Origin of the sequence: Pseudoalteromonas sp. UG3-2 (assembly GCF_037120705.1) — a bacterium.
Taxonomy (GTDB): domain Bacteria; phylum Pseudomonadota; class Gammaproteobacteria; order Enterobacterales; family Alteromonadaceae; genus Pseudoalteromonas.
Genome location: NZ_JAWLJU010000001.1, coordinates 509,452 through 533,747 on the forward strand (window position 1 = coordinate 509,452; position 24,296 = coordinate 533,747).

A 24,296-nucleotide genomic window follows, 5' to 3' on the forward strand; every position below is an offset into this window, starting at 1 on the left:
GTAGTTAACGTCGAGTTTGCTCCCTCAAATTGAGCAAGTATTAATACGGATTGGTATAAGTTACCTACATGGCTTTAGTACCTGTTTAAACGGGGAGTGGCGATGACTTTCTGCTTAAAAAAGCATTAAGTAATGATTAAGAAAAAATATCAATAAATAACATAAGGTTAGAGACTTTTTTGGCAGTTGAAAAATATCCCTACGGGTTCTATATCAATGACGCCTTTATCAATCCGCAGTCGGGTGAAGTGGTATTACAGGATAAGGTTCAGGTCCTGGAACCTAAGCTAATGACGATGCTGCTGGTGTTTGTTGAACATGCGCGGAGCATTCTAGGCGCCGAAACCCTGTTCGAACAGGTCTGGCCGGGCGCTATCTATAGTCCTAACTCAGTACGCCGTAACATCGCCTTGCTAAGAAAGTCGCTTGGCGACGAACAAAAACAGTTGCTAAAAACCCACCCAAAGCGCGGCTACAGCTTACAAGCCAAGGTGACGATTTTGTCCGCCCCCAATGGCGCTGCTGGCAAGGATGAGAAAATCACACGAGTACCTACTCTAACCGTAGTGGCCGCATTGATATTTGTGGCCTGTTTACTGGGAGGCATGGCGTTTGATGGTTTTTTTTACACCTCACCCTCACCGCAAATTAATACCTTAGCGGAACAAACGCCAATCACATCAGGTAGTGAACAAGAGCGTTATATGCGCCTAAGCCCTAACGGCAACTACATGGCAACCATTCAAACGCAAGATAACCCTAACAGCAGCCACATTGCTATTTTTAATTTGGCTACTAAACAAACTTGGCGGGTCAGCCAGCAGGACAAACCTTATACCTATCTTGCCTGGCGCGATAATAATTTGCTGCTGTACTCTTACAACAGCAATGCTGGCATCAAGTTTGGCCAGCTGCTGCTGAATGAGGATTATCAAGTGGTCTCTGACACACCCTTATTTTCGCGACAGGATATTAGCTGGAATAGCCCTTTTTTTATTGATGATGAGCAACAGTTGTACTATCTGGCGAATAGACAAGCCTCGGAGCATAGTCGCAACACCAGCTTGTACCAACACGATTTGTTCTCGGGGAAAATCACCACTTTACTGCCGCCCAATGACGCCTTTAAACCATACAAAATCACGCTCTCCCCCGATAAATCAACACTTGCGATACTGGGCTTCAATCGTCAGTCAAAATCCGTGGTAAAGCTCATGGATCTCGCTACGCTGGCCGTTAATACGGTGAGCGAGCTTGATACGAATTGGTATTTTTTTACTTGGTTAGACCATCAAGAGTCCCTGCTATTAAGTGACGGCAGCCAGATATCTGAGCTGAGTTTAAGTGGCCAGTGGCGCCAACTGCCATACAGTAGCTATCACTTCTTGCAGTACGTGCAAGTGCATAATAACCAAGTGTACTTTATCGACAAGCGCGCCGATTGGGATATTTTTTTGGTTAAACGTAACGAGCCAGAAAGTCTAGCGGCTATTTCAGATTCCAATATGCTCGACATGGACGCCGTTATATCAACCGACGAGAAGAAAGTGGCCTATATCTCAACTCGCAATGGTAAGCCACAACTTTTTGTTAAGTCGCTTGTTGATGATTTTGAACAGCTTGTGTTTGCCAATAAACGAGGTAAGCTCGCCCTGCACCCACCTATTTGGCACAAAAATAATGAGCGCTTACTAAGTGCTGCGAACAATCGACTCTTTATCGTTGATACCAATAAGCCGAATGTAACTTGGCTAGAAGATGCCATTGGTGTCCCCATCGCTTGGTTAAAGGATAAAAACAGTTTTGTTTATATCGATAAATCAGCCCAAGGCGACTGGTTGTATACCTACAATCTAGTTACCTCCAAGAGACAGGCCTTACAACAACAGTTGGATGGTCGCCAAACCATAGTGAACAACCAAGATGAGCTGATAGCCGTTACAGCTGCTGGCATAAAGAACCTTTCAACCGGGGCCTTGCTAGAAGCGGTGACCACACCAAACCTAACACTGTTCCCTGCAGCACAAGGCCTCTATGTCAGGACCAAGCAAGACGATCAATATAGTTTAAAGTATATTCCTTATTCCGGCCAAAGTACTGTTAACCAAGAGGACTTAGCAAGGCTTTGCCAACGCTACTGTGAAAACTTACATTCACTATCGGAAAATTATATCGTCTACACCACACAGCGATACCAAACGGATATTGTGTCGTTAGCTATAACAGGCAGCCGGTGACTTACGATACCCAGCCCCTGAAAAATAGCAAAGCGAGTAATGGCCTATAGACAGCGCGCAACAACACAACTCTAGCTTCTTATTCATGACCTCACTGTCTGTGGGTAAAAAAACTGTGCCTTATTAATTTACAGGCAGGTATCGAAAGCAGTTGAAAAAAAGGAAAACAAATTTAAAAACAGGCTGACAAATACACTCGATAAAGCTACTTTTAAGAAAATGTTTTTTAATTCAACGTGAACAATGCCTCATACATGGCCCCTAGTTATTTTTAGTTGTTTGTTGTTTGCACCGTCATGCTTAGCTTTGGACGATCTTTATAGCCTGTCACTAGAAGAACTACAGGATGTAAAGGTCACTATCGCGACCAAAACCGATACCCAGCTCAAATATACGCCTTCATCAGTCAGCTATTTTTCACAACAGCACATTCGAGATCTAGGCATAACCACGCTCACCGAGCTGTTTGCGCATATACCTGGCTTTTATCCTATGTATAACCCCGTTGAGGGCAATGAATCTTATTTAATCGCCCGGGGGCATCCACAAAAATACGCCAATACCTTGCTGTTATTGATTAATGGCCAACGTATAAATGAAGACTATACCGGTGGCATCAACTATATTGACCGCTTTATTAGCCTACACAATGTCGAACGTGTCGAAGTGGTAAGAGGGCCGGGTTCCACCTTGTATGGCTCAAACGCGTTTAATGGTGTGGTGAATATCATCACCAAAACTGAAAATTACATCACCCTTGGGGTGGGCTCTTTTTCACAGCGAACTTTGAACCTTGGGGCGACATACCAAGGCGAAACCATCTCTGCAGGATTTGATGGCCACTTTTATCAAGATGACGGCGACACTCTTGGCAACGTCTTTGATCGCTTCTTGCTTCAAGATGCCACCAATGATGCTCACGAGGCGCAACAACTAGAAGCGTTTGTTTCTGCCTACGGTGTAACCTTTAATACGCGCTACCACCGCTCTGCTCGCGACAGTTATTACTTATTTCGCCGCTTGCGTGATGGCACCACAAAACATGAAAACCAACATTGGCTATCGCGCTTGGGCTATCAATACACTGTTAATGATAGCTGGGCCGTTAAAGCGGCACTAGAATATTCTAAAGCCACGCGAAAGTCGCTTACCGCACTAGAACTACAAGGAAACGCGCCATTTAATAATGCGGATTTTTTATTCGGTGAGGACTTTACTTACGACTCTTATCGCGCCATTGTTGACTCACAGTACTTTTACTCTGACTCGCAAACGTGGTCAGCGGGTATTGAATTGGTCGAATCCCAAGTACCAGAAGGCTATTTGCGCAGCAATTACGATCTTTATTCTGAGCTTGAGTACTTGAATCAAATAGTCACCTTTACTCAGCCCGGACAGCGAGTGGTTCTGCCAAACACACGCCGTATCAAAATGGCTTACTTACAACTGGAGTCGGTGTGGAGCGAACATTGGCGCACGACGTTTGGTTTGCGTCGAGATAGCTACAATGATGTGGCAGGCAGAACAAACCCTCGTGGCGCGGTGATTTACACATTTGATGACCACCATTTATTCAAACTACTTTACGGTGAGGCCTATCGAGCTCCTTCACTTGGCGACCTTTACGATGAAGAAAGTGGCTTAACGGTGGGCAATCGCACTTTGCGGCCAACCACGCTCAAAGCAACAGAATTGGTTTACCAATATACAGGAAACAGCCTCTCTTTCTCCCTTAGTTTGTTCCACAACCATATTGATGACCTTATTGATTTTAGTAGCAGTGGCGACGCCGTCTTTTTAGGCAATATTGCCAACAACAAAGCCACTGGCGTTGAAATAGAGTGGCATGCTGACCTATCACAATATGTTGACTTAAAAGGGACTTTCTCTCATTTATTCAGCAACGACACTGAGATTAATCCGGATCAGAGCAAAACTCCTTCAGAAGATTTAGTGCCCCGGACTCATGCCATGACGTCTATTGTGGTTAAACCCAGCGAGCGTTGGCGAGGGTCATTGTCTGTCCATAGTCGCAGCGGGGTAAAAGTGTTACAACAATTCGATGATAGCTGGACGGTCGCGGCGGCCATTAATTATCAATACAGTGAAAACGCGTTGTTCTCCTTAGATATTAACAATTTACTCGACAGCAACTACCACACCGCTGCAATCATTCCATTAGGAATTAAAGATAGTCGCGAGTTCAGTAGCTTTCAGGCACGTGGTAGAGAAATAAAACTCAGCTACCGGTATCAGTTTTAACGCTGAACACTGCCACTTAGCTGCAACTCACTTAAGATACTAGCAACATTTGCGCATGCAAACAGTGATCGCCTATCTGTGTTGCTTTCGTTTTGTCGTATATTTGTTGTCAATTATCGCACATTACTGAATGCTGGTAACAATTTAGCTAAGAACCAGCTACTCTAGGGTTATTGTTTTTCAATCAATTGGATTTGTTATGAAAAAATACTTATATACGGCCATAGCTGCAGGCATATTAACCGCGGGCTTTGCGGCACAGGCTAAGCCGGAACAACCTATTCCTCTGGCAGCCAGCGCCGATAAATACGAGCTAGAACTGGTTGCTAAGGGAATTCAAATTCCTTGGGGCCAAGTATGGTTAAATGAAAAGGAGCTATTGGTTACCGATAGGTCGGGAGAGCTTAGGCTCATCCGTGACGGCAAATTGCTAGAGCAGCGAATTGCTGGTGTGCCTAAAGTACATGCAGAGCGCCAAGGCGGCCTGTTAGACGTAGAGCTTGACCCTAACTATAAAGACAATGGCTGGATTTACTTCTCGTATTCGGGCTATGAAGGCGATGGCGAAGGATATAATACCTCCATTATGCGCGCGCGCTTGCAAGACATGAGCTTAGTCGACAAGCAATTGCTCTTCGATGGTACGCCAAACACCACCAAAACGTTCCACTATGGCTCGCGTATTGAATTTGATAAAGACGGTTATTTGTATTTTTCTATCGGCGACCGCGGTAACCGCGATGTTCACCCACAGCGTTTAGACCATGACGCCGGTAAAGTTCACCGCATTAATGCCGATGGTTCTATTCCCAAGTCGAACCCATTTTATGACCGAGCTGGAGCGCGTAAGAGTGTTTACTCATACGGCCACAGAAACCCACAAGGCATGGCGATGCACCCTGAAACAGGGAAGATCTGGACTCATGAGCATGGGCCTCGTGGCGGCGATGAAGTGAATATCATCGAACCCGGTGCTAATTACGGCTGGCCAGTCATTACCTACGGCATCAATTACAATGGCACAACCATTACTGATGAAACGGCCCGAGATGGGATGCAGCAACCCGACTGGGTTTGGGTTCCGTCTATTGCCCCCTCTGGCATGGAGTTTATTAGTGGTGATAAATACCCTGAGTGGCAGGGCAAAGTAGCGATAGGGTCAATGAAATTCGCTCACCTTGTGCTGCTCGAGTTAGATGGCAATAAAGTAAAAAGCCATAGCAAGATATTTGAAGGGGCAGGAAGAGTGCGCAGTATTTCCACCCACCCTAATGGCGACCTGTATTTAGGGATTGATGGCACTGGGATTTTCCGCGTAGTGCCAAAAGGCTAACCTTAACTATTGGAGTGTGCTTTCACGCATACTCCTTATTTTGTTTACTTTTTAATATCAGAGTTACGGTGAACTGAGTCTAATTACGAGTATACACGCTAAGTAATGGAAATTTACTTTCACCAAAACTGAGTGTCAGCGACAGCGTTTCTTGACCATCGAAAATCGTCGATAGCTGCATTGGTTTAATTCGTTTCCCCTCCGCGGTCAATGCTAATAGGTGCTTATGGGTTAAGGTACGGCGACCGAGAGCCTGATTTTTAATGGTTGCCACGGCGAAGCGCTCGCCGGCATCGTTGCTCATAGGTATAACACTTAGCACGGTAAAATCACTGATTTCAGGAAATACTTTAGCGTCATTGGGGAAAGCCAGTTGGGTACTACTAGGAATAGCTCGGTCGACTGCCAGCGCACCGCTGGTTGCGCCAAAGCTTAAGGCGCTAAACAATAGGGTAAACGGTATTAATATCCTTTTTATCATTCTCAGCCTCTCGGGTAACAGTCCAAAACACAGTTATAGTCTCGAACCTAGCTATTTTTCAAGCTTTAATCCTTGTCAGAGTGCATAAAAGCTCCAGCCACCATGCAAGTGGTGACTGGAGCTTTTTGTCATTACAAACCCGAGTTACGCTGCAGCTTGAGCTTTATTGCTTAACTTGTCACACAACGCCTGCCACTCTGAGGTTTGTTTCTTGCCCTCTGTACGGCGACCGAATAAGGTTAATACCGTGTCGCGATTGGCATCAAAAAACTCGATAGAAGTGACGACTGTGTCGCCATTGTCGGTTGGCTTTCTCACCACAAAAGCGCGGCTGAGCTCAGCGGTTTTCACGTGTAAATTAAAGTCGGGATCCAGCACGTTATACCAAGGCCCTACCTGCTTTAAGTTACTCACCTTACCAGAGAAAATTTGCACCGCGCCGTCGTTCCCCACAAACGCCATGATCTCTTGCTCTGCAGACTTAGCGGCGCTTAATATGGTTTCCAGATCGACGTTTTCCAGTTCAAATGCCCAAGGTGAGCCCACCAGCTCCAAGGCTTGTAAACGCTCAAGCTGATGCTTTTCTAGCAGTTTTGGAAAGTGATGAACGTCGGCCAACTCCGCCCAACCTGTTCTGAACTCCTCTAAATGCTCTGCACTTGGATTCACCTGCGCTACTTCTTTGGCTGCAACCGCTGCAACCTGCAAAGGCGCTGGCGAGTCTAACTGAAAACGAGCCTTTAAATTCACCACCTCATTAACGTCAGAGTCTGCCGTGGTAAAGACCTTATGTACCGCACGACCATGTTTATCAAAGAATTGCACGCTGCTGTGGTTATCGCTTTCGACTAAAAACGCACTGTGCCAACGATACAAAAATAGCCTTAAATCAATGCCACCCGGATTAATGGCAATGCCACTGAGCTTGCCGTTGTTGTCAGAAATATACAGCTTTTCATAGACGCCTTTTATTTCGTTAACGACGCTGCCGTTTCGTGTCAACGCCATGACTTTGCCAAGCTTCTTAAGCTGTTTTAATATTTCAGCAATTTTGCTTTCATCCAAGCGGGTTACGGTGGCAGTAACACTGTGATATTGCTGCGCCGCAAGTAGCTCAGCTTCACTCACGCCTAATCGCATGGCGGCATCCACGGCTCTGGTGCGTGGCTCTTCGGCTAAAATATCTTTATATTGTTGAATAAGTTCTGTGGTCATGTTCGCTCCTTAAAAGCGCCAGCTAAGTTGAGTTTTGATATTGCGGCCAAAGCCATAGTCACCAATACCACCACCGGTGCCAGCCATCAGTTTATATTCTTTATCAAAGGCATTATCGACGGCCACTCTAAGGTTAATGGCACTATTCACGTCCCAGCTGGCATACAAGCTAGTTAGGGTGAAGCTTTGTTGGGTTTGGGTAGAATATTGTCTGGTGGCTCTGTCCATCACCTGAACGTCTCGCGCACCACGGTGAACCACTTTGACACCCACTTGCACAGACTTATCAAGCAGTGAGGTGCCCAAATCCAGTGCCAACTTATCTGCAGGCAAGTACCATAAGTGCTCGCCATTTTGGTCTTCACCATCGATGTCACTGTAAGACAAATTCGTGTAGAAATCTGCGGTGGCGAAGTTCAGCTCAAACTCAATGCCGTCTCTGTCGTTGCTGGCGCGATTAGCGTAACGTGGCGCCGGAAGCGGGTTAAGAGTACTGCTGGTCAGCGAGGTGATTTCATCGTCGACGGTAATATCAAAATAAATAAACCGAGCGGTTAAAGAATCATTGTCGGTTAGCACATTTTGTACTTGATAATTCACCCCAAGCTCAGTGTTGTCACTGTATTCAACATCTAAGTTTAGACCTGGGTTTCTGCCGCCATATTGGTCATAGAGTTCATCGATTAAGGGGGCTCTAAAACCTTCTTGACGGTTGGCAAATACCGCCAGCGATGGCGTTATTTGATAGCTTGCACTGAGTGCACCGGCCCAGTCACTGTGACTCACGTCGGTATCTAACTCAGCGAATTGCTGTTCAAAGCGGCTTGTGGCTGAAGTACGATAATGCTCGTAACGTAGGCCTGCCACTAAGGTTAACTGTTGCCATTGAAATTCATCTTGAATATAAAGCCCAGTCCGTGTTTGTGAGCCACCAGGTTGAGAGGTCATTTCCGATGTTTCAGGCTCAGTGCCATATTGCAGGCAAGCATAAGTTTCATAGTTCACTTGCAAACAAGGCAGTGCGGTTTTCTCGCCAATGCGTTCTTTGTCGGTGTATTGCAGGCCATAGGTGAAAGTATGGTTGTCGAGGCTGGTGGTATTCATCACATCTAGAGTGGCAATGTTGTACTCGTAGTTTGACTCCAAGCCGATGTAATCCTCTAACATGCCAACGCCATCGCTTTCTGTGACTTGGCTGCTGCTGTAACCCAGTTTAGCGGTAAGATTCAAATAGCGATTATTAGCCGGATTAAGCTCATAGCTTAAGTTTGTCACCGCCTGATCAACTTCACGGTAAACGGTGCCCCATGCGCCGGGATCTGTGGTGTTAAACTCGGTGCGTTGACTGTCTGAGGTTTCAGTATGACTGGCGCTTACGATGGCGTCGTCGCTTAGAAAGTACTCCCCTTTCAGCAATACTGAGGTGTTTTCGATGGCGGAATTATCTAAGGTTTCACCATTTGATAACTCCCAGTCGTCACTATCTCGCTTAATAACAGCAGCCAATAAGTCTAATGATTCTGTGGGTCTGGCAAAAGCAAATACAGAGCCGTTTTGCTGTTGGTTATTGCTGTCATAGCCCAGCTTTACTTTGGCGCCGGCCGTTTCGCCTGGCGCTAAAAAGTCGGCGGCGTTTTTCAGCTCAAACTGCACTACGCCACCGAGTGCCCCACCACCATGAAGCACAGTACTGGTGCCTCTTTTAATATTAATCGTGCGGTATAATTCTGGGTCGGTGAACAGGCTACCCATGCGGTATTTTTCAAAGGTTTGTAGCATGCCGTCAATGGTCACCATGACATCTTCGGCATCACTGAAACCGCGTATATTAAACTTATGACCAGTGGCTCTTGGGCCGCCATTGGCAGACACATTCGGTAAGGTATCAAGGGTGTCAAAAACACTGCTGTCTAGGGTGCGTTCAATTTGCTCTTGGGTGACTACGTTCACCGCTTGCGCCGATTGCACAACGGTTTTCTCAGTTCGAGTGGCAGTAACGGTAACCGCGTCGAGATCGGTTTTCACCGCGCTGTTTTGGGTGTCGGTGTTTGCTGAAGCAGTGGCTGTCAGGGCTGAGCAACCCGCAAGGGCAATGGATAAGGTTAATTTTGATAAACGCATAAGAATACTCCAAGTGTCGTTATATTTATACGCCCTTCACCTTTGCCCCTATTCGTCCTTTACAGCCAACTTATGTGGCCTATCCATGGTGAAGCGCGATTGTCGCGAGGCAATATAACACAACCAAATCTAAATAGTAATTATTTTTATTCGCTTTTAACTACTATGTTAGCAATGGCTATTTCTAATTTGCTAAGCTCAGCAAACAGGCCCACCAAATCTTCGCTGGGAACACGCTTATCCACGGCCAGATAAATCGGTTGAGTTTGATCTAAATGGGCCACTGCTTGGATCAATGTATGCTCGGCGCTAAAAGGCTGCTCATCTAAGGCGTACGACACTTCGCCCTGACTGTAAGTAAGACTGATCACTTTCGGCGGCTGCTCTAATACCACTTCGCCACTTTCTCCTGCACTGGGTAAACTCACTTCAAGGACATTTAATTTAACCGCCACACTTAACAACAAAAACACCAACACAATAAAGAGAACATCTAAAAGTGCGGTTAAATCAGCAGTGAGGTTCTGCGTTCTCACAGGTGGAAGCTCAAGCATGGGCTGCTCCGGCGCTAAAATGTTCATTGCTCAGCAGCACCAGTTCGCTTTGTAGGCGTTCCACCCAAGCTTGAAATACCCCATAAACCAGCAGGCACGGCATCGCAATAGCCAAGCCAGCCATGGTTGAGTACATGGCTTCCCATAAGCCATCGGCCAATAAAGCGGGGGTTACGGCTTGCTGAGTTTGCGCAATGGTTTGAAACATAAGCACTAAGCCCCAAACGGTGCCGAATAAGCCCATTAAGGGGCTTAACGTGCCAATGATGCTCAGCAATACCAGTCTTTTGCGCCACTCAAATACATAACGCTGTACCTTTAACGAAGCGCTGTCGTGACATTTAAATTGCTCGGCAAATGCGCCTTTTGTTAGGGTTTTCACCCTATGCCAAGCTTGGCTCAGTACCCAAGCTCGCTCAATAATGACCGCTAAGGCGACAATTGAAATCACCAGAAATGGCCACTGCATAAGGCCTAATTGTTGAAACCATGATTGCATTGTTAACTCTCTTACTTAGGTTAATTTGAATTCGATTGGCACAGTGAACTGGGCTTTAACCGCGTGGCCATTTTGTTTTACCGGATGAAACTGCCACTGTTTAACATTTTCTTTGGCAGCACGGTCTAGGCTGTCGTAGCCACTGCTTTTTAGCAGCGTTAGCTGGACAATTTCGCCTTGGGTATTGAGTTCAATTTCAAACACACTGATCCCTTCTAAACCACGCCGCTTCGCTCTAAGTGGGTAGCTCAGTGGTGGCCTTGGCGACTTAAATAAAGGCAGCTCATCGAGACGCACCGGAGTATTGCTGACACTATTTTGCTGGTTTAGCTGTTTTGCCGTGGCCAACTGCGTGGCGTCTGCGTCTGTGTGCTTTAATGTTTCCTCGGTATTTTGGGTGGTTGGCGGCTCTTTTTCTTGCACCTGGTGTTGAACCATTTTTTTAGGCTCAGGGGTGTGTGTTGGTTTTGCTGTGGTTTTTGCCACTGCGGTTGCGGGTTCAGGCACTGGCGGCTGAGGTTTCGTCGTTTTCAGCTTAGCTTTACTGTTGTTAAACTCACTGCTCGCTGGCAATTCTTTTTTTGCCTTACTAGAGCGTGCCTCTACTTGCGGCTCAGGTACAGGCTGAGTCTCTTGCTTAATCACTGGTGTTGTAAAAGCAATAGCCAATGACTGTACGGTGTCAGCTTGCTTATGTGCCACCTCCCCGCCTTGCCATCGCAATGGCTCAGCACTGGGATAAAGCCACCATGCAGCGTGAAAAGCGAGGGAAACAACAAAACAAATAAGCACTTTCATATTGATAAACATAAATGATAACTGTTACTATTCGCAACAAATACTAACAAGTTTGAGATCCTTATGAAAGTTCAAATTCGTCATTTATTCACTATTGCTGTATTACTGCTTACTTCTATGCAGTCCGTTAAAGCGGATCCTGCGCCACAAAGAGTGGTGGTTGCCGGTGGTTCTATTACAGAGATCATCTATGCGTTAGGTGAACAACAGCGCATTGCCGGTGTCGATAGCACCAGTATTTTTCCTCTCGCAGCCACCAAAAAGCCGCAAATTGGTTACGTTAGAAAAATTAATGTCGAAGGCGTGTTGTCACTGAACCCAGATTTGTTATTAGGTGAGGCTGATACCGGCCCAGAAAAAGTCGTTAAGCAACTGCAACAAACCGGGTTAAACAGTCATATTTTTAGTGATAATGATAATTTAGCTGGGGTGGAAGAAAAAATTGCCAAAGTGGCAGAGCTACTGGGTGTCAGCGAAAAAGGTCAAACTTTGATTGAGACTATCCAAGCAGACCGCCAGGCATTAAGCCATGTGCTCAAGCAAGTTGAACACCAGCCTAAGGTGTTATTTGTATTAAGTTTGCGCGGCGGCCAACCCATAGTGGCTGGCAAAGGCACATCCGCAGACGAAGTCATTACTGCCGCAGGAGGCATTAATATCGCCGCCAACCACTTTAACAACTGGAAGCCTTTGTCTACAGAAGCTGCCATTGCCATGAACCCTGATGTGATTATTAGCATGGGTCGCCACGGCGAAGATAGCACACCAGACTTGAGCCAAGTTCCCCATTTTCAATTTTCCAATGCGGTGAAAAACGATCAGGTGATAGTACTGGATGGCGTGTACTTATTAAGCATGAGTCCACGCACGCCACAAGCAGTGGTGGAGCTAGCTACTTTACTGCACCCAGAGGCACAACTACCGAGCGGTTATGGTTTTCGCTTTGCCAGCTCTTCAAAAGCCAGTGAGTCGCTGTAATGCTGGCGCTAAATCAATCGTTATTGTCGCCTGATGTGGCGCGCAAATGGATGTTGCTGGGCTTAGCGGTTGCAGTGCTCGGCGTTAGCTTTTTAGCCTTAGCCATCGGTGGGGTGGATATCTCGTTAGAGCGCCTAGTCACGATTTTATTTTCTTCTCAAACAAACAGTTTGGAGCAGGCCGTGATCTGGCAAATTAGATTGCCACGATTAGTGCTGGCACTCGTGGTCGGTGCAGGCCTTGGGGCATGCGGCGCCGCGATGCAGGCAATTTTTCGCAACCCGCTGGCCGACCCTGGACTCATTGGTATTTCCAGTGGTGCCGCGCTTGGTGCTATCAGTACCATAGTGCTGGGCAGCACCTTGCTCAGTGATTTCTCGGCTTATTATGGTATCTATGCCGTGCCGATTGGGGCGTTTTTAGGCTGCCTTGCCATTTGCAGCATTATCTATCGCCTATCGAGTCAAGGAAACCGCTTCACCATTGTCAGTTTATTATTAGCAGGCATTGCAGTGAATGCCATTGTCGGCGCTGTAATCGGTATTTTAACCCTGATCAGCAGCGATGAGCAGTTACGCGATTTAACTTTTTGGAGCATGGGCTCGCTTGCTGGTAACAGCTTTATGATGATGCTGCCATCGTTAGTATTGATGTTGGCTTGCTGCATTGGCTTTAGCCGTTTAGCGCAACCGTTAAACCTGTATCTATTGGGTGAGCAACAAGCTAAGCACCTTGGCGTAAACGTGGTCAGTTTAAAAAAACAGGTGTTTGTGTTTACCGCCTTATGCACCGGAGCGGCTGTGGCCTTAACCGGGATCATTGGTTTTGTGGGCTTCATCGTGCCCCACATTGTGCGCTTACTCATCGGCCCCGATCACCGCTACTTACTGCCAGCCTCCATGCTAGGTGGCGCGATATTGTTATGTTTAGCCGATTTGATGGCACGCACGCTTATCTTACCCTCTGAGCTGCCGATTGGGCTCATTACCAGTGCTTTGGGCGGCCCGTTTTTCTTAATTATGCTGCTGAAAACCTACCGAATAAAGGAGCTGTAATATGCTAAGTGCAAAACAATTAACGGTTGCTGTGGGAGCCAAAAAGCTTCTTAATGAGGTTGACTTCAGCTTGTCGCCTGGGGAGCTGGCGGTGGTGCTTGGACCAAACGGCGCGGGGAAATCGACCTTATTAAAGGCCCTTTGCGGTGACGTTAGTTTGCAAGCAGGCGAGGTACGTTATCATGACAAACCCATATTGCAGTATAGCGCTCAACAACTATCTCGTATTCGCGCCGTACTGACTCAACAATACGACTGTGAATTTCCCTTTAGCGTGCAAGAAATCGTGGATATGTCTCATTATGTTCACCAACATCAAATCTCGCCTACACGGCTAAAACAGTTCTCACTGCAAGCGCTAGAGACATTATCGGTTGCCCACCTGACCAAGCGTAGCTTTACGCAATTATCAGGCGGAGAAAAACAAAGAGTGCAGTTTGCGCGGGTGTTGTGTCAGTTATTACCAACCTTAGAACAACAACAACCTTGTTATTTAATGATTGATGAGCCTACGGCAAGTTTAGACTTATTTCATCAATACCAAGTGATGGCACTCGCTAAAGACATCGCCAAACAGGGAGCTGGCGTGGTTGCCGTGGTCCATGACTTAGCATTGGCTGCCAGTTTTGCCGACACCGTTTACTTGCTCCAACAAGGTGAGCTAGTTGCGTCCGGTACGCCCGATGCCGTGCTTGCTAAGCAACAACTGAAACACACCTATGGCATTGATGCCGAGCTCACTCAGGTGGGTGACTTTCTGCCCGCGTTAGGGGTGGCAAAAAGCTTCGACTTGCGTGCCGCCCAACCCTAGGTTCACACTGGCTATGAACAGTAAAGATAGGGCTTTAGGTTTAGAGCTGTTGCAAAAGCGTTTTATCCTTGGCTAAGAAATTTGCTAAGGATAAAAATAACGGCTGCGGTAACTGCGCTAAATCAAACCAGCGCCAATGCAAACACTTGTTTGGTTCGAGCACTTGCGCCTCGCCGCTTGCGACTTTAGCGGCGACAAACAGTGTAATGTAGTGCTTATTCTCCGCAGCAAAAATGTCGTTACTAAACCCTAACCGCGTTACTTCTGTCACTGTCAGCCCAGTTTCTTCTTGCACTTCTCGCTTGGCGCACTCCGCAATTTCTTCACCAAATTCTAGATGCCCGCCAGGAGTGGCCCAAGTATTGGCCCCATGGGCACCAATTCGCTCACCTAATAAAATCTTTTGCTCGCGGATAATTACCACCGCGACGCCCACTCGTACTGCTTCATTCATCGCTTTGCGCCAATTTTATTTGTTGCCGCTTTTGTTCACAGTTTTGCAATACATCACGCTTTTGTTTATCAGTAAAACTCGTCCAGCCTGTGATCTGCTCTAATGTCCGGAAACAACCTAGGCAAATGTCGTTATCGTCCAAGCAGCATTTGCGGATACAAGGCGACTCTGTAGTGGTACTCGACACTGTCATTGCTCACTTTGCTCTAAATGCCTAATCGTATTTATATTAGCAGTTGGCCTCTTTGTTACTCAAGGCAATGAGCTAATTACAGGTGAGTTAACTATTGCAGACCCCAAATAGTTGTTCCCTATTACAAAATACCCTTAAGTCATTCGATACTTATTAATGGATAGTGTGAGTTATCAAACGAACCCTAACCCCAGCACAACAAGTGCCACTAACGACAAAGCAAAGACGAGTCGTATCGCCGATAGCGTCTTAACATTGGTTATGGTTTTAAACATCACGCCTCCTAAAGCCAACCAACACACGTCGACCAATACCGCTACGGAGTAACAGACACTGGCCGCTAATAAGATGGCTGTGAGGTTTGAAGTTACAGGCACAGTAGTGCTGGCAAATATTGCAATACAGGCAGCATAGGCCTTGGGGTTGAGCAAGTTAAGTAGAAACCCGTCATAAAAACGCAGAAGTGACTGCACTTTGCTGTCCAGTGCCGATTTATTACTGGCAATTTTGTAGGCAACATAGAGCAGATACGCTGCCGCAGCCCATTTTAATCCTCTACTGATTTGCGGCTGCTCCACCAGCAAGGTGGCCACACCAGAGGCAGCCAGTATTATTGCAACTAGGAGCCCAGCTAAGATACCGCATAAAAATGGCAAGCCACGTTTAAACCCTTGGGCCGCGCCCGTTGCAGCTAAAGCCAATGGCGCAGGGCCAGGTGACCCCAGCAGTACCAAGGTAGTGAAGGCAATAGTAAAAAGTGCTTCTGTCATCGCTTATTTCCTTTAACAAGTGCTCTGCTGAGTCAATGAGTTTATTTATTCTGGTGGTGCATGGGGCGAGATTAATAGCAGCCCTGAACAGATCAGGGCTGTGAAGATAAGTTTATCTAGGCTTGTGGTACTCTGACTTGTCCTTCCATCAGTACCCGCGCACTGCGGCTCATGATCGCCTTTTTAGCTTGCCAACGACCAGACTGCTGCAGCGCTTCGGCGCCGACTTTTAAGGTACCAGAGGGATGGCCAAAGGTCACGCTAGTGAGATTGCCGCCACCTGCAGCCTCATTCACTAAGGTGCCAGGAATCGCTGCCGCCGTGGCAATGGCAACAGCAGCGGTCCCCATCATGGCATGGTGCAGCTTACCCATGGACAAGGCGCGAACATTCAAGTCAATGGTCTCAGCGCCAATGGCTTTGCCACTCGACGAGGTGTATGCCTTCGGCGGCGACACAAACGCGATTTTTGGCGTATGCTGCCGCATCTTGGCTTCATCAATATGCTCAATTAAGCCCATTTTAACGGCGCCATAAGCACGAATCTTTTCAAATCGCGCCAATGCTGCCGGATCGCCATTAATCGCCTCTTGTAATTCCGTACCGTCATAACCTAAGTCATCGGCTCGGAAAAATAAGGTGGGGATCCCAGCACTTATCATGGTAACCTCAAAAGTGCCCTCATCGGGCACAGTGAGAGTGTCTACCAAGTTCCCCGAAGGGAACATGTCGACATCAGGATCGCTTGGATCCATAAACTCAACCACCACCTCGGCGGCCGGAAAAGTAACCCCATCAAGTTCAAAATCACCGGTTTCTTGTACTTCGCCATTGTTCATGGGCACATGGGCAACAATGGTTTTGCCAATGTTGGCTTGCCAGATGTTGACCACAGCAATGCCATTGTCTGGCACTTTATCGGCGTCTACCAAACCGTTACTGATGGCGAAAGCGCCAACAGCCGCAGTGAGGTTGCCGCAGTTGCCGCTCCAATCAATAAAGGGTTTATCAATGGCAACTTGGCCAAACAAGTAATCGACGTCATGATCGGCGCTGTCACTTTTAGATAAAATAACTGTTTTACTGGTGCTCGAGGTCGCTCCCCCCATACCGTCCGTGTGTTTGCCATACGGGTCGGGACTGCCTATAACTCGCAGCAGCAATGCATCTCGTGCTTCACCAGGGACTTGAGCAAACTCCGGTAAATCCGCCAGATTAAAAAACACCCCTTTGGAGGTGCCGCCACGCATGTAGGTGGCGGGAATTTTTAGTTGTGGTTTAAACTCACTCATGCTTATACGCCTTCTGCTTCCAAGAAGTCTTGGGCAAAGCGCTGTAACACACCACCTGCAGAGTAAATAGACACTTCTTCGAACGTATCTAGGCGACAGATAACCGGTACTTCAACACGTTCTCCATTTTTACGGTTAACGATGAGTGTAAGTGTTGCACCCGGTGCCGGTTCGCCTTCAACATCATAGGTTTCAGTACCATCTAAGCCGAGAGTTTTACGGGTTGTGCCCGCTTCAAACTCCAGCGGTAACACGCCCATACCAATTAAGTTAGTACGGTGAATACGCTCAAACCCTTCCGCCACAATCACTTCAACCCCAGCTAAACGCACCCCTTTGGCCGCCCAGTCACGAGATGACCCTTGGCCATAGTCGGCACCGGCAACAATAATTAGCGGCTGTTTGCGCTCCATGTAAGTTTCGATGGTTTCCCACATCCGCATCACTTTGCCTTCTGGCTCTAAACGTGCCAGAGAGCCCTGCACCACTTCGCCGTTTTCGACCACCATTTCATTGAGAATTTTGGGGTTAGCAAAGGTCGCGCGCTGAGCCGTTAAGTGATCGCCTCGGTGGGTGGCGTAAGAGTTAAAGTCTTCTTCAGGCAAGCCCATTTTCGCCAAGTATTCACCAGCAGCACTGTCTGCCATAATGGCATTCGATGGTGACAAGTGATCGGTGGTGATGTTATCTCCAAGAATAGCCAATGGGCGCATGCCTTTCATGGTGCGCTCACTCGCTAAGGCACCTTCCCAATAAGGAGGACGGCGAATATAGGTACTCATAGGACGCCACTGGTACAGTGGATCATTGTCTTCGCCATAATCTACGCTTAAATCAAACATGGGCTCGTACACTGCGCGGAACTGTTCGGGCTTGACGCTTTCTTTGATCACCGCATCAATTTCTTCATCACTTGGCCACAGATCCTTTAAGGTCACTGGGTTGCCTTGTTGGTCTCTGCCCAGTACGCCGTTTTCAATATCAAAGCGCACAGTACCGGCAATGGCATAAGCTACTACCAATGGCGGTGATGCTAAGAAAGCTTGTTTAGCGTACGGGTGAATACGACCGTCAAAGTTACGGTTACCAGACAGCACAGCAGTTGAATAGAGGTCACGGTCAATCAACTCTTGTTGAATTTTCGGGTCAAGCGAACCACTCATGCCGTTACAAGTAGTACAAGCGAACGCCACGACACCAAAACCTAGGGCTTCTAATTCAGGCAGTAATTGTGCTTCTTCCATGTAAGAACGCACCGCTTTTGAGCCTGGCGCAAACGAGGTTTTCACCCAAGGTTTGCGGGTTAAACCCAGCTTATTGGCGTTACGAGCAAGCAAACCGGCAGCCACCACGTTACGTGGGTTACTGGTGTTAGTACAACTGGTAATGGCGGCAATGATCACCGCGCCATCTGGCATCAGGCCATCTTCCGGCTCTGCAATTTCTCTAGCAATACCTTGGTTTTCTAGATCGCTGGTGGCCACTCGACGGTGGGGGTTAGATGGCCCAGCGATATTACGAGTAACCGTGGATAAATCGAACTTTAATACTCGCTCATACTGCACTTTTTCAAGTGAGTCTGCCCATAGCCCTGTGTGCTTAGCGTATTGTTCCACCAACTTCACTTGCTCATCGTCACGGCCAGTGAGTTTTAAGTAATCAATGGTTTGTTCATCAATGTAGAACATCGCCGCTGTGGCGCCGTATTCTGGCGTCATATTGGAAATGGTTGCTCGGTCACCTAAATTTAAGTCCTTGGTGCCTTCACCAAAGAATTCTAGGTAACTTGATACCACTCGCTCTTTACGCAAGAACTCGGTGATTGCCAATACGATGTCTGTGGCGGTGATCCCAGGTTGACGCTTACCGACAATTTCAACTCCGACAATATCCGGCAGTCGCATGTAGGAAGCTCGGCCGAGCATTACGCTCTCGGCCTCGAGGCCGCCAACGCCTACCGCAATAACACCTAAGGCATCAACGTGCGGCGTGTGGCTATCGGTGCCCACCAATGTGTCTGGGAACGCCACACCGTCGCGGGCTTGAATCACCGGAGACATTTTTTCTAGGTTAATTTGGTGCAAAATGCCATTGCCCGGAGGGATAACATCGACATTTTTAAAGGCGGTTTTGGTCCAATTAATAAAGTGGAAGCGGTCATCATTACGACGGTCTTCAATGGCCCGGTTTTTCTCAAACGCGTCTTTTTCATAACCGGCGTGTTCAACAGCAAGACTGTGGTCAACAATTAACTGGGTAGGGACTACCGGGTTCACTTTTGCCGGATCGCCACCTTTTTCAGCGATGGCATCGCGGAGGCCAGCTAAATCAACCAACGCTGTTTGCCCTAAAATATCATGACACACTACCCGAGCTGGGAACCAAGGAAAGTCCAGATCGCGGCGACGCTCAATAATTTGCGTCAAGTAGTCGTTGAGCTTTTCTGGCTCTGCGCGACGCACTAAGTTTTCTGCTAAAACACGTGAAGTGTAAGGTAAGGTTTCGTAGCTACCTGGTTTAATTGCTTCTACAGCGGCTTTGGTGTCGTAATAACACAGCTCAGAATCAGGTAGGCGTTTGCGGAATTCAGTATTCATAACAACTTCCAATAATCGGTGACAAGGAGAAGACGGTGTGCAAGCCATTTAGGCTGCGGCTGACTTAAAGGTGTAAAGCCAGTTGGCACTGAGCAACAAGCCCAGTGCCTTGGTCAAGATTAACGTTCAGTAATGGCTGGTACTGGACGTAACTCTTCCCCTGTGTATTCAGCCGACGGACGGATAATACGGTTATCGGCACGTTGCTCCATCACATGCGCAGCCCAGCCAGTAAGGCGTGACATCACAAAGATAGGAGTAAACAGTTTGGTTGGAATGTTCATAAAGTTATAAGCCGATGCATGGAAGAAGTCGGCATTACAGAATAGCTTTTTCTCACGCCACATAACTTCTTCACAGCGCACTGATACTGGATATAACACAGTGTCGCCCACGTCTTCGGCAAGCTTTTCTGACCACTTTTTGATGATTTCGTTACGCGGATCCGAATCGGCATAAATAGCGTGACCAAAGCCCATGATTTTCTCTTTTCGCTCTAGCATCCCCATCATTTCTTGCTCGGCATGATCAGCAGACTCAAACCGCTCAATCATTTCCATGGCGGCTTCGTTAGCCCCACCATGAAGTGGGCCACGTAGCGAGCCAATGGCACCGGTAATACAAGAATGCATATCAGAAAGCGTAGAAGCACACACACGAGCAGTGAAGGTAGACGCATTAAACTCATGCTCAGCATATAGAATCAAAGACACATGCATTACCCGTTCATGCAGTTCACTTGGCTTTTTGCCGTGTAGCAAGTGTAGGAAGTGAGCACCAATAGACTCGTCGTCCGTTTCCACATCAATGCGCACGCCATCGTGGCTAAAGCGATACCAATAACAAATAATACTTGGGAAGCTGGCTAACATGCGATCTGTTACTTTCCCTTGTTGCTCAAAGCTTTCCTCGCCCTCAAGGTTACCTAGCATAGAACAACCGGTACGTAATACATCCATTGGGTGCGCGTCTGCTGGAATGCGCTCGAGTACTTCGCGTAGTGCTAATGGCAAACCACGCATTGCTTTTAATTCACTTTTATAGTTGTCTAGCTCTGCTTGGTTAGGCAACTTACCTTTTAAGATAAGGTAAGCCACTTCTTCAAACTGACAGTGTTCAGCCAGATCCTTGACGTCGTAGCCGCGGTACGTCAGACCTGAGCCTGATTTACCTACTGTTGATAATGCGGTTTTACCTGCTACTTGACCACGAAGGCCTGCGCCACTTAGTACTTTAGCCATTTTGTTGTCTCCTGAATTTTTTACCTGCTGAGGATTAATTTTTATCTCGCTGACGCTGCCAGCGAGTTGAATTTTTTACTTATTTTTGCCTTCGGCGAATAAGGCATCTAGCTTTTGTTCATACTCGTGATAGCCAAGGTAATCGTACAAGTCCATGCGGGTTTGCATGGTATCGATCACGGCTTTTTGGTCGCCATTTTGTAAAATTGATTGATATACCAGCTCTGCTGCTTTGTTCATGGCTCTGAAGGCACTTAATGGATACAGCACCATATCTACGCCCCACTCACCCAGCTCGCTTTTGTTCCAAAGCTCGGTTTTACCAAACTCAGTAATATTAGCCAAAATTGGCACATCGAGCGCTTCACTGAACGCACGATAGTGTTCTTCGGTTTGCACCGCTTCTGCGAAAATGCCGTCAGCACCAGCTTCCACATAGGCTTTAGCACGAGCGATAGCGGCTTCCAAGCCCTCTTGCGCAAAGGAGTCGGTTCTGGCCATGATGAAAAAGTCTGGATCGGTGCGGGCATCGACAGCTGCTTTAATGCGATCGACCATTTCTGCTGTGGATACGATTTCTTTATTAGGGCGGTGGCCACAACGCTTTTGTGCCACTTGGTCTTCCATATGAACCGCCGCAGCACCGGCTTTTTCCATATCACGGATGGTTTTAGCAATATTAAATGCCCCACCCCAACCGGTATCGATATCCACCATTAAAGGTAGATCACACGCTGAGGTTATGCGATCGACATCGGCAATCACGTCATTTAACGACGTCATGCCTAAGTCAGGTAAGCCATAAGAAGCGTTAGCAACACCGCCACCCGATAAGTAAATGGCTTGGTGACCAATTTTCTTGGCCATAATCGCGCTGTAAGCGTTAATAGTGCCGACTATTTGTAATGGTTGATTGGCTTTTAGTGCCTCACGAAATTTTTTTCCTGCGCTCATGATGTTCTCTCTTAAAAGTGTGATTGATTGCTTGCTAACTTGGCTGCGATGTTATTTTTAGAATATTGGATATGTCGACGCATTAGGATCTCGGCCAACTCTGGGTCGCGATTACTGATGGCGCGCACAATGTGTTTATGCTCATCAAAGGCGGTAGTAACTCTGGGCCCTGCCATGCCTAATTGCACTCGATACATGCGCACAAGGTGATAAAGGCCGTTCACCAACATCGATATCAAACTGGCGTTTTTGCTACCTAAGATAATGCGGTAATGAAAATCTAAATCACCCGCTTCTTGGTAATACGAGTGCTGGTTCTTTACCTCATCAAACTGGCTCGACAGCAGCTGCTCTAAATCCGCCACTTCGCCGTCGCTCATGTGCTGTGCCGCCAACCTGGCCGCCATGCCTTCTAGTGCTTCTCTGATCTGATACAGCTCCAGTAGCCCCTCAGGGGTCAGAGTAACCACTCTGGCACCGACATTGGCTTTGCGCTCGACTAAATGGCACGACTCTAAACGGTTGATGGCCTCCCGCACCACGGCACGACTGACCTCATACTTTGTCGACAATTCCATTTCACTGAGCTTAGACCCTGCCGCGATCTCTCCTTCCACTATCTCTTTGCGTAGTCGAAAGAAGGCTTTATCAGAGGAGGTAACGGCTTGTTCGTCAAAAAAGCTCATCATCAGTTAGTCTATTATAATGCTTTAAGTGCTAGACAATATAGTGCTGCTTTACGTATGCGTCAACCTCAAAATCGCAACATTGTCGACAATAATACCAATAGACAGTATTCATCATATTTATGGTAATCACACAATTCTGCCCTAAATCGATCTTAACTTTTGCAGTCGAGTATATTTAGGCATAGTATTGAACTACCCGTTGCTATTTAAGGCCTGAATGAGACTATTTGCACTAATAGCCACCATCATGGCATTGACCCTTTCGCCGCTAAGTGCGAAAGAGTATCAAGTGTTGGTGTATCACGGTGCCAACCCTCCTTACTACTACTTGCAGCAAGGAAAAGAAACGGGATTATTTGTCGACATTTTTGCCGAACTGGCTCAACGCACAGGTCATCAGTTTACCTTTATGCCTTTGTCTGTCGCTCGAGGCAGCCGCTTCTTTGACCAGGGCAAAGTGGATATTGAACCTGGGATCAACCCGCTGTGGCGCCAAGATGCCGAAGTTCCCGGTATTTATTCAATTAGTTATGCATTCAGCCGAGAAGTGATTTTAGGGCGGGCCAACTCGTGCCCGGTGAATGCCGCCCCTGAAGATTTTTACGGTGCTTTGGTTGGTAAAGTCAGAGGTTACAGTTATGGCGATTTTGATGCTCATTTGAGTAGCAGTGGAATAGTTGTTTACGAAAATATCTCTGAAAAAGAACTACTAGCGCAACTGGCATACCAACGTCTCGACTATATTATGATTGGCGATGTGACCGCAGATTTTTACATTGCCAATCAAGAGGCTTACCGAGGTTTTAAGGAGTGCTATGAAATTAGTCGTTTACCTGTTCACATGCGCTTGCAGCCAAAACTTACGCAATTACAACAAACCATGAATAAAGCACTTAGACAAATGGTTAATGACGGAACCGTAAAAGCCATCTATTCTAAGTATAGGTTAAGCCATTGATGTCCGAGCTTTATGAAAAACTGTTTCTCTTTCTGTAGTTGGCTACTAGTTTGCTTATTTATATTGCTGAGTCAGTCAGCATACGCTCAATTGCACATATTCACCGAACTTTCACCGCCCAACCAAACCCTACACAACAACCAAGTAGCTGGGACCAGTACGGCATTAGTAAAGCAAATTTTACAGCGCGCTAAGCTGACTGGCGAATTCACTATGTACCCGTGGGCTCGGGCATATAACTCAACCTTAAAGCAGCCAAACGGACTGATTTACAGCATGGCGAAAACACCAGAAAGAGAGGATTTATTTCATTGGATTGGCGCTGTTGCCGTGTTTCACTTAGGTTTTGTGTCTAACCGCTACCGCTCAGACATTCAGATTAAAAGTTTAGCGGATGCCAAGCAATATAAGGTTGCAGTGCAGCGCGGTGACGTCGCTGCAGGCACGCTCAAAGCACTAGGCTTCAATTTTATAGAAACCAGTGATATTCAAAAATCTTATGAGTTGCTGGTGGCAAACCGCGTCGATTTAGTGATTGATGATCCGCGTTACGTCACCAATATGGCAGAGGCTCTTAACTTGCCAGATGAGCACTTTGCATTTATTTATGACATTGAGCAGCTCACGGTAAAAGGCTATTTGGCTGCTAATAAACAGCTACCCGAGGCCGTTATCGTAGAGCTTCGTAAAGCTTTTGAGCAAGTGGCAAGCACCCCTGAATATAAAAACGTGCTAGAGCTTTAAAAGCGATAAAAAAAGCACAGGGTGAACTGTGCTTTTGTGGATGAGAAAGAAAATAGTTGT

22 protein-coding genes are annotated in these 24,296 nt (G+C 47.0%); 8 read left to right on the plus strand and 14 right to left on the minus strand.

The features are described 5' to 3' along the window. Positions 1-179 precede the first annotated feature (179 nt). The 3 genes from R3P39_RS01995 to R3P39_RS02005 all read left to right on the plus strand — a co-directional run bounded on the left by R3P39_RS01995 (position 180) and on the right by R3P39_RS02005 (position 5,832). Positions 180-2,237: a winged helix-turn-helix domain-containing protein gene (locus R3P39_RS01995; RefSeq protein WP_336565338.1), complete on the plus strand. Its 2,058-nt coding sequence runs from the start codon at positions 180-182 to the stop codon at positions 2,235-2,237. Between the two features lie 243 nt (positions 2,238-2,480). Continuing rightward, complete coding sequence (locus R3P39_RS02000; RefSeq protein WP_336565339.1) at positions 2,481-4,499, plus strand: TonB-dependent receptor plug domain-containing protein; 2,019 nt, start codon at positions 2,481-2,483, stop codon at positions 4,497-4,499. 199 nt (positions 4,500-4,698) lie between these two features. Then, the gene (locus tag R3P39_RS02005) at positions 4,699-5,832 is read left to right on the plus strand and encodes a PQQ-dependent sugar dehydrogenase (RefSeq protein WP_336565340.1); all 1,134 of its coding nucleotides are present in this window, start codon (positions 4,699-4,701) and stop codon (positions 5,830-5,832) included. A gap of 79 nt (positions 5,833-5,911) precedes the next feature. On the opposite strand, the gene R3P39_RS02010 is transcribed toward R3P39_RS02005, so the two are convergent. The 6 genes from R3P39_RS02010 to R3P39_RS02035 all read right to left on the minus strand — a co-directional run bounded on the left by R3P39_RS02010 (position 5,912) and on the right by R3P39_RS02035 (position 11,404). Beyond that, positions 5,912-6,313, minus strand: a complete 402-nt coding sequence (locus R3P39_RS02010; protein WP_336565341.1) for a hypothetical protein — start codon at positions 6,311-6,313, stop codon at positions 5,912-5,914. Positions 6,314-6,457: 144 nt separating this feature from the next. Then, on the minus strand, positions 6,458-7,528 hold the full coding sequence (locus R3P39_RS02015; protein WP_336565342.1) for a hemin-degrading factor: 1,071 nt from the start codon (positions 7,526-7,528) through the stop codon (positions 6,458-6,460). A 9-nt stretch (positions 7,529-7,537) separates the two neighbouring features. Then, positions 7,538-9,649 (minus strand): TonB-dependent receptor domain-containing protein, encoded by a 2,112-nt coding sequence (locus R3P39_RS02020; RefSeq protein WP_336565343.1) that lies wholly within the window; start codon positions 9,647-9,649, stop codon positions 7,538-7,540. 146 nt (positions 9,650-9,795) lie between these two features. Next, positions 9,796-10,203: a biopolymer transporter ExbD gene (locus R3P39_RS02025; protein ID WP_336565344.1), complete on the minus strand. Its 408-nt coding sequence runs from the start codon at positions 10,201-10,203 to the stop codon at positions 9,796-9,798. After that, positions 10,196-10,702: a MotA/TolQ/ExbB proton channel family protein gene (locus tag R3P39_RS02030; protein WP_336565345.1), complete on the minus strand. Its 507-nt coding sequence runs from the start codon at positions 10,700-10,702 to the stop codon at positions 10,196-10,198. The genes R3P39_RS02025 and R3P39_RS02030 overlap by 8 nt, the downstream gene beginning before the upstream one ends. Positions 10,703-10,717: 15 nt before the next feature. Then, positions 10,718-11,404: an energy transducer TonB gene (locus R3P39_RS02035; RefSeq protein WP_336565346.1), complete on the minus strand. Its 687-nt coding sequence runs from the start codon at positions 11,402-11,404 to the stop codon at positions 10,718-10,720. 159 nt (positions 11,405-11,563) lie between these two features. Here R3P39_RS02035 and R3P39_RS02040 point away from each other — a divergent pair, with 159 nt between their 5' ends. The 3 genes from R3P39_RS02040 to R3P39_RS02050 are packed head-to-tail and all read left to right on the plus strand — an operon-like array spanning position 11,564 to position 14,344. Continuing rightward, positions 11,564-12,478: a heme/hemin ABC transporter substrate-binding protein gene (locus R3P39_RS02040; RefSeq protein ID WP_336565347.1), complete on the plus strand. Its 915-nt coding sequence runs from the start codon at positions 11,564-11,566 to the stop codon at positions 12,476-12,478. Beyond that, a complete protein-coding gene (locus R3P39_RS02045; RefSeq protein ID WP_336565348.1) occupies positions 12,478-13,533 on the plus strand; it encodes a FecCD family ABC transporter permease in 1,056 nt (351 codons plus the stop codon). The genes R3P39_RS02040 and R3P39_RS02045 overlap by 1 nt, the downstream gene beginning before the upstream one ends. 1 nt (position 13,534) lies before the next feature. Continuing rightward, positions 13,535-14,344, plus strand: a complete 810-nt coding sequence (locus tag R3P39_RS02050; protein WP_336565349.1) for a heme ABC transporter ATP-binding protein — start codon at positions 13,535-13,537, stop codon at positions 14,342-14,344. Positions 14,345-14,384: 40 nt separating this feature from the next. Here R3P39_RS02050 and R3P39_RS02055 read toward each other — a convergent pair whose 3' ends face one another. From R3P39_RS02055 to R3P39_RS02090, 8 genes are all read right to left on the minus strand, one after another. Beyond that, positions 14,385-14,798: a nucleotide triphosphate diphosphatase NUDT15 gene (locus R3P39_RS02055; RefSeq protein ID WP_336565350.1), complete on the minus strand. Its 414-nt coding sequence runs from the start codon at positions 14,796-14,798 to the stop codon at positions 14,385-14,387. Continuing rightward, the gene (locus tag R3P39_RS02060; RefSeq protein ID WP_336565351.1) at positions 14,791-14,991 is read right to left on the minus strand and encodes a DUF1289 domain-containing protein; all 201 of its coding nucleotides are present in this window, start codon (positions 14,989-14,991) and stop codon (positions 14,791-14,793) included. The genes R3P39_RS02055 and R3P39_RS02060 overlap by 8 nt, the downstream gene beginning before the upstream one ends. A 173-nt stretch (positions 14,992-15,164) precedes the next feature. Further along, positions 15,165-15,761, minus strand: coding sequence for a LysE family translocator (locus R3P39_RS02065; RefSeq protein ID WP_336565352.1), 597 nt, complete (start codon positions 15,759-15,761; stop codon positions 15,165-15,167). A gap of 116 nt (positions 15,762-15,877) precedes the next feature. Then, positions 15,878-17,053: a 2-methylaconitate cis-trans isomerase PrpF gene (prpF, locus tag R3P39_RS02070; protein ID WP_336565353.1), complete on the minus strand. Its 1,176-nt coding sequence runs from the start codon at positions 17,051-17,053 to the stop codon at positions 15,878-15,880. Between the two features lie 2 nt (positions 17,054-17,055). Beyond that, the gene (acnD, locus tag R3P39_RS02075) at positions 17,056-19,650 is read right to left on the minus strand and encodes a Fe/S-dependent 2-methylisocitrate dehydratase AcnD (RefSeq protein WP_336565354.1); all 2,595 of its coding nucleotides are present in this window, start codon (positions 19,648-19,650) and stop codon (positions 17,056-17,058) included. A 119-nt stretch (positions 19,651-19,769) separates the two neighbouring features. Further along, entirely contained in the window at positions 19,770-20,891 is a 1,122-nt protein-coding gene (gene prpC, locus R3P39_RS02080) for a bifunctional 2-methylcitrate synthase/citrate synthase (RefSeq protein WP_336565355.1), read from the minus strand. 75 nt (positions 20,892-20,966) lie between these two features. Then, positions 20,967-21,845, minus strand: a complete 879-nt coding sequence (gene prpB, locus R3P39_RS02085; protein ID WP_336565356.1) for a methylisocitrate lyase — start codon at positions 21,843-21,845, stop codon at positions 20,967-20,969. Positions 21,846-21,856: 11 nt separating this feature from the next. After that, positions 21,857-22,531: a GntR family transcriptional regulator gene (locus R3P39_RS02090; RefSeq protein ID WP_336565610.1), complete on the minus strand. Its 675-nt coding sequence runs from the start codon at positions 22,529-22,531 to the stop codon at positions 21,857-21,859. A gap of 220 nt (positions 22,532-22,751) precedes the next feature. Between R3P39_RS02090 and R3P39_RS02095 the strand changes: the two genes are divergently transcribed. Both R3P39_RS02095 and R3P39_RS02100 read left to right on the plus strand, forming a co-directional pair. Further along, positions 22,752-23,492, plus strand: coding sequence for a substrate-binding periplasmic protein (locus R3P39_RS02095; RefSeq protein ID WP_336565357.1), 741 nt, complete (start codon positions 22,752-22,754; stop codon positions 23,490-23,492). Between the two features lie 90 nt (positions 23,493-23,582). Continuing rightward, a complete protein-coding gene (locus R3P39_RS02100; protein ID WP_336565358.1) occupies positions 23,583-24,236 on the plus strand; it encodes a substrate-binding periplasmic protein in 654 nt (217 codons plus the stop codon). Positions 24,237-24,296: the final 60 nt, after the last annotated feature.

Coding starts and splice junctions, on each gene's coding strand:
- R3P39_RS02000 (WP_336565339.1), top strand. CDS start 2,481: ATGCCTCATACATGGCCCCTAGTTATTTTTAGTTGTTTGTTGTTTGCA.
- R3P39_RS02005 (WP_336565340.1), top strand. CDS start 4,699: ATGAAAAAATACTTATATACGGCCATAGCTGCAGGCATATTAACCGCG.
- R3P39_RS02010 (WP_336565341.1), bottom strand. CDS start 6,313: ATGATAAAAAGGATATTAATACCGTTTACCCTATTGTTTAGCGCCTTA.
- R3P39_RS02015 (WP_336565342.1), bottom strand. CDS start 7,528: ATGACCACAGAACTTATTCAACAATATAAAGATATTTTAGCCGAAGAG.
- R3P39_RS02020 (WP_336565343.1), bottom strand. CDS start 9,649: ATGCGTTTATCAAAATTAACCTTATCCATTGCCCTTGCGGGTTGCTCA.
- R3P39_RS02025 (WP_336565344.1), bottom strand. CDS start 10,203: ATGCTTGAGCTTCCACCTGTGAGAACGCAGAACCTCACTGCTGATTTA.
- R3P39_RS02030 (WP_336565345.1), bottom strand. CDS start 10,702: ATGCAATCATGGTTTCAACAATTAGGCCTTATGCAGTGGCCATTTCTG.
- R3P39_RS02040 (WP_336565347.1), top strand. CDS start 11,564: ATGAAAGTTCAAATTCGTCATTTATTCACTATTGCTGTATTACTGCTT.
- R3P39_RS02045 (WP_336565348.1), top strand. CDS start 12,478: ATGCTGGCGCTAAATCAATCGTTATTGTCGCCTGATGTGGCGCGCAAA.
- R3P39_RS02050 (WP_336565349.1), top strand. CDS start 13,535: ATGCTAAGTGCAAAACAATTAACGGTTGCTGTGGGAGCCAAAAAGCTT.
- R3P39_RS02055 (WP_336565350.1), bottom strand. CDS start 14,798: ATGAATGAAGCAGTACGAGTGGGCGTCGCGGTGGTAATTATCCGCGAG.
- R3P39_RS02060 (WP_336565351.1), bottom strand. CDS start 14,991: ATGACAGTGTCGAGTACCACTACAGAGTCGCCTTGTATCCGCAAATGC.
- R3P39_RS02065 (WP_336565352.1), bottom strand. CDS start 15,761: ATGACAGAAGCACTTTTTACTATTGCCTTCACTACCTTGGTACTGCTG.
- prpF (WP_336565353.1), bottom strand. CDS start 17,053: ATGAGTGAGTTTAAACCACAACTAAAAATTCCCGCCACCTACATGCGT.
- acnD (WP_336565354.1), bottom strand. CDS start 19,650: ATGAATACTGAATTCCGCAAACGCCTACCTGATTCTGAGCTGTGTTAT.
- prpC (WP_336565355.1), bottom strand. CDS start 20,891: ATGGCTAAAGTACTAAGTGGCGCAGGCCTTCGTGGTCAAGTAGCAGGT.
- prpB (WP_336565356.1), bottom strand. CDS start 21,845: ATGAGCGCAGGAAAAAAATTTCGTGAGGCACTAAAAGCCAATCAACCA.
- R3P39_RS02090 (WP_336565610.1), bottom strand. CDS start 22,531: ATGAGCTTTTTTGACGAACAAGCCGTTACCTCCTCTGATAAAGCCTTC.
- R3P39_RS02095 (WP_336565357.1), top strand. CDS start 22,752: ATGAGACTATTTGCACTAATAGCCACCATCATGGCATTGACCCTTTCG.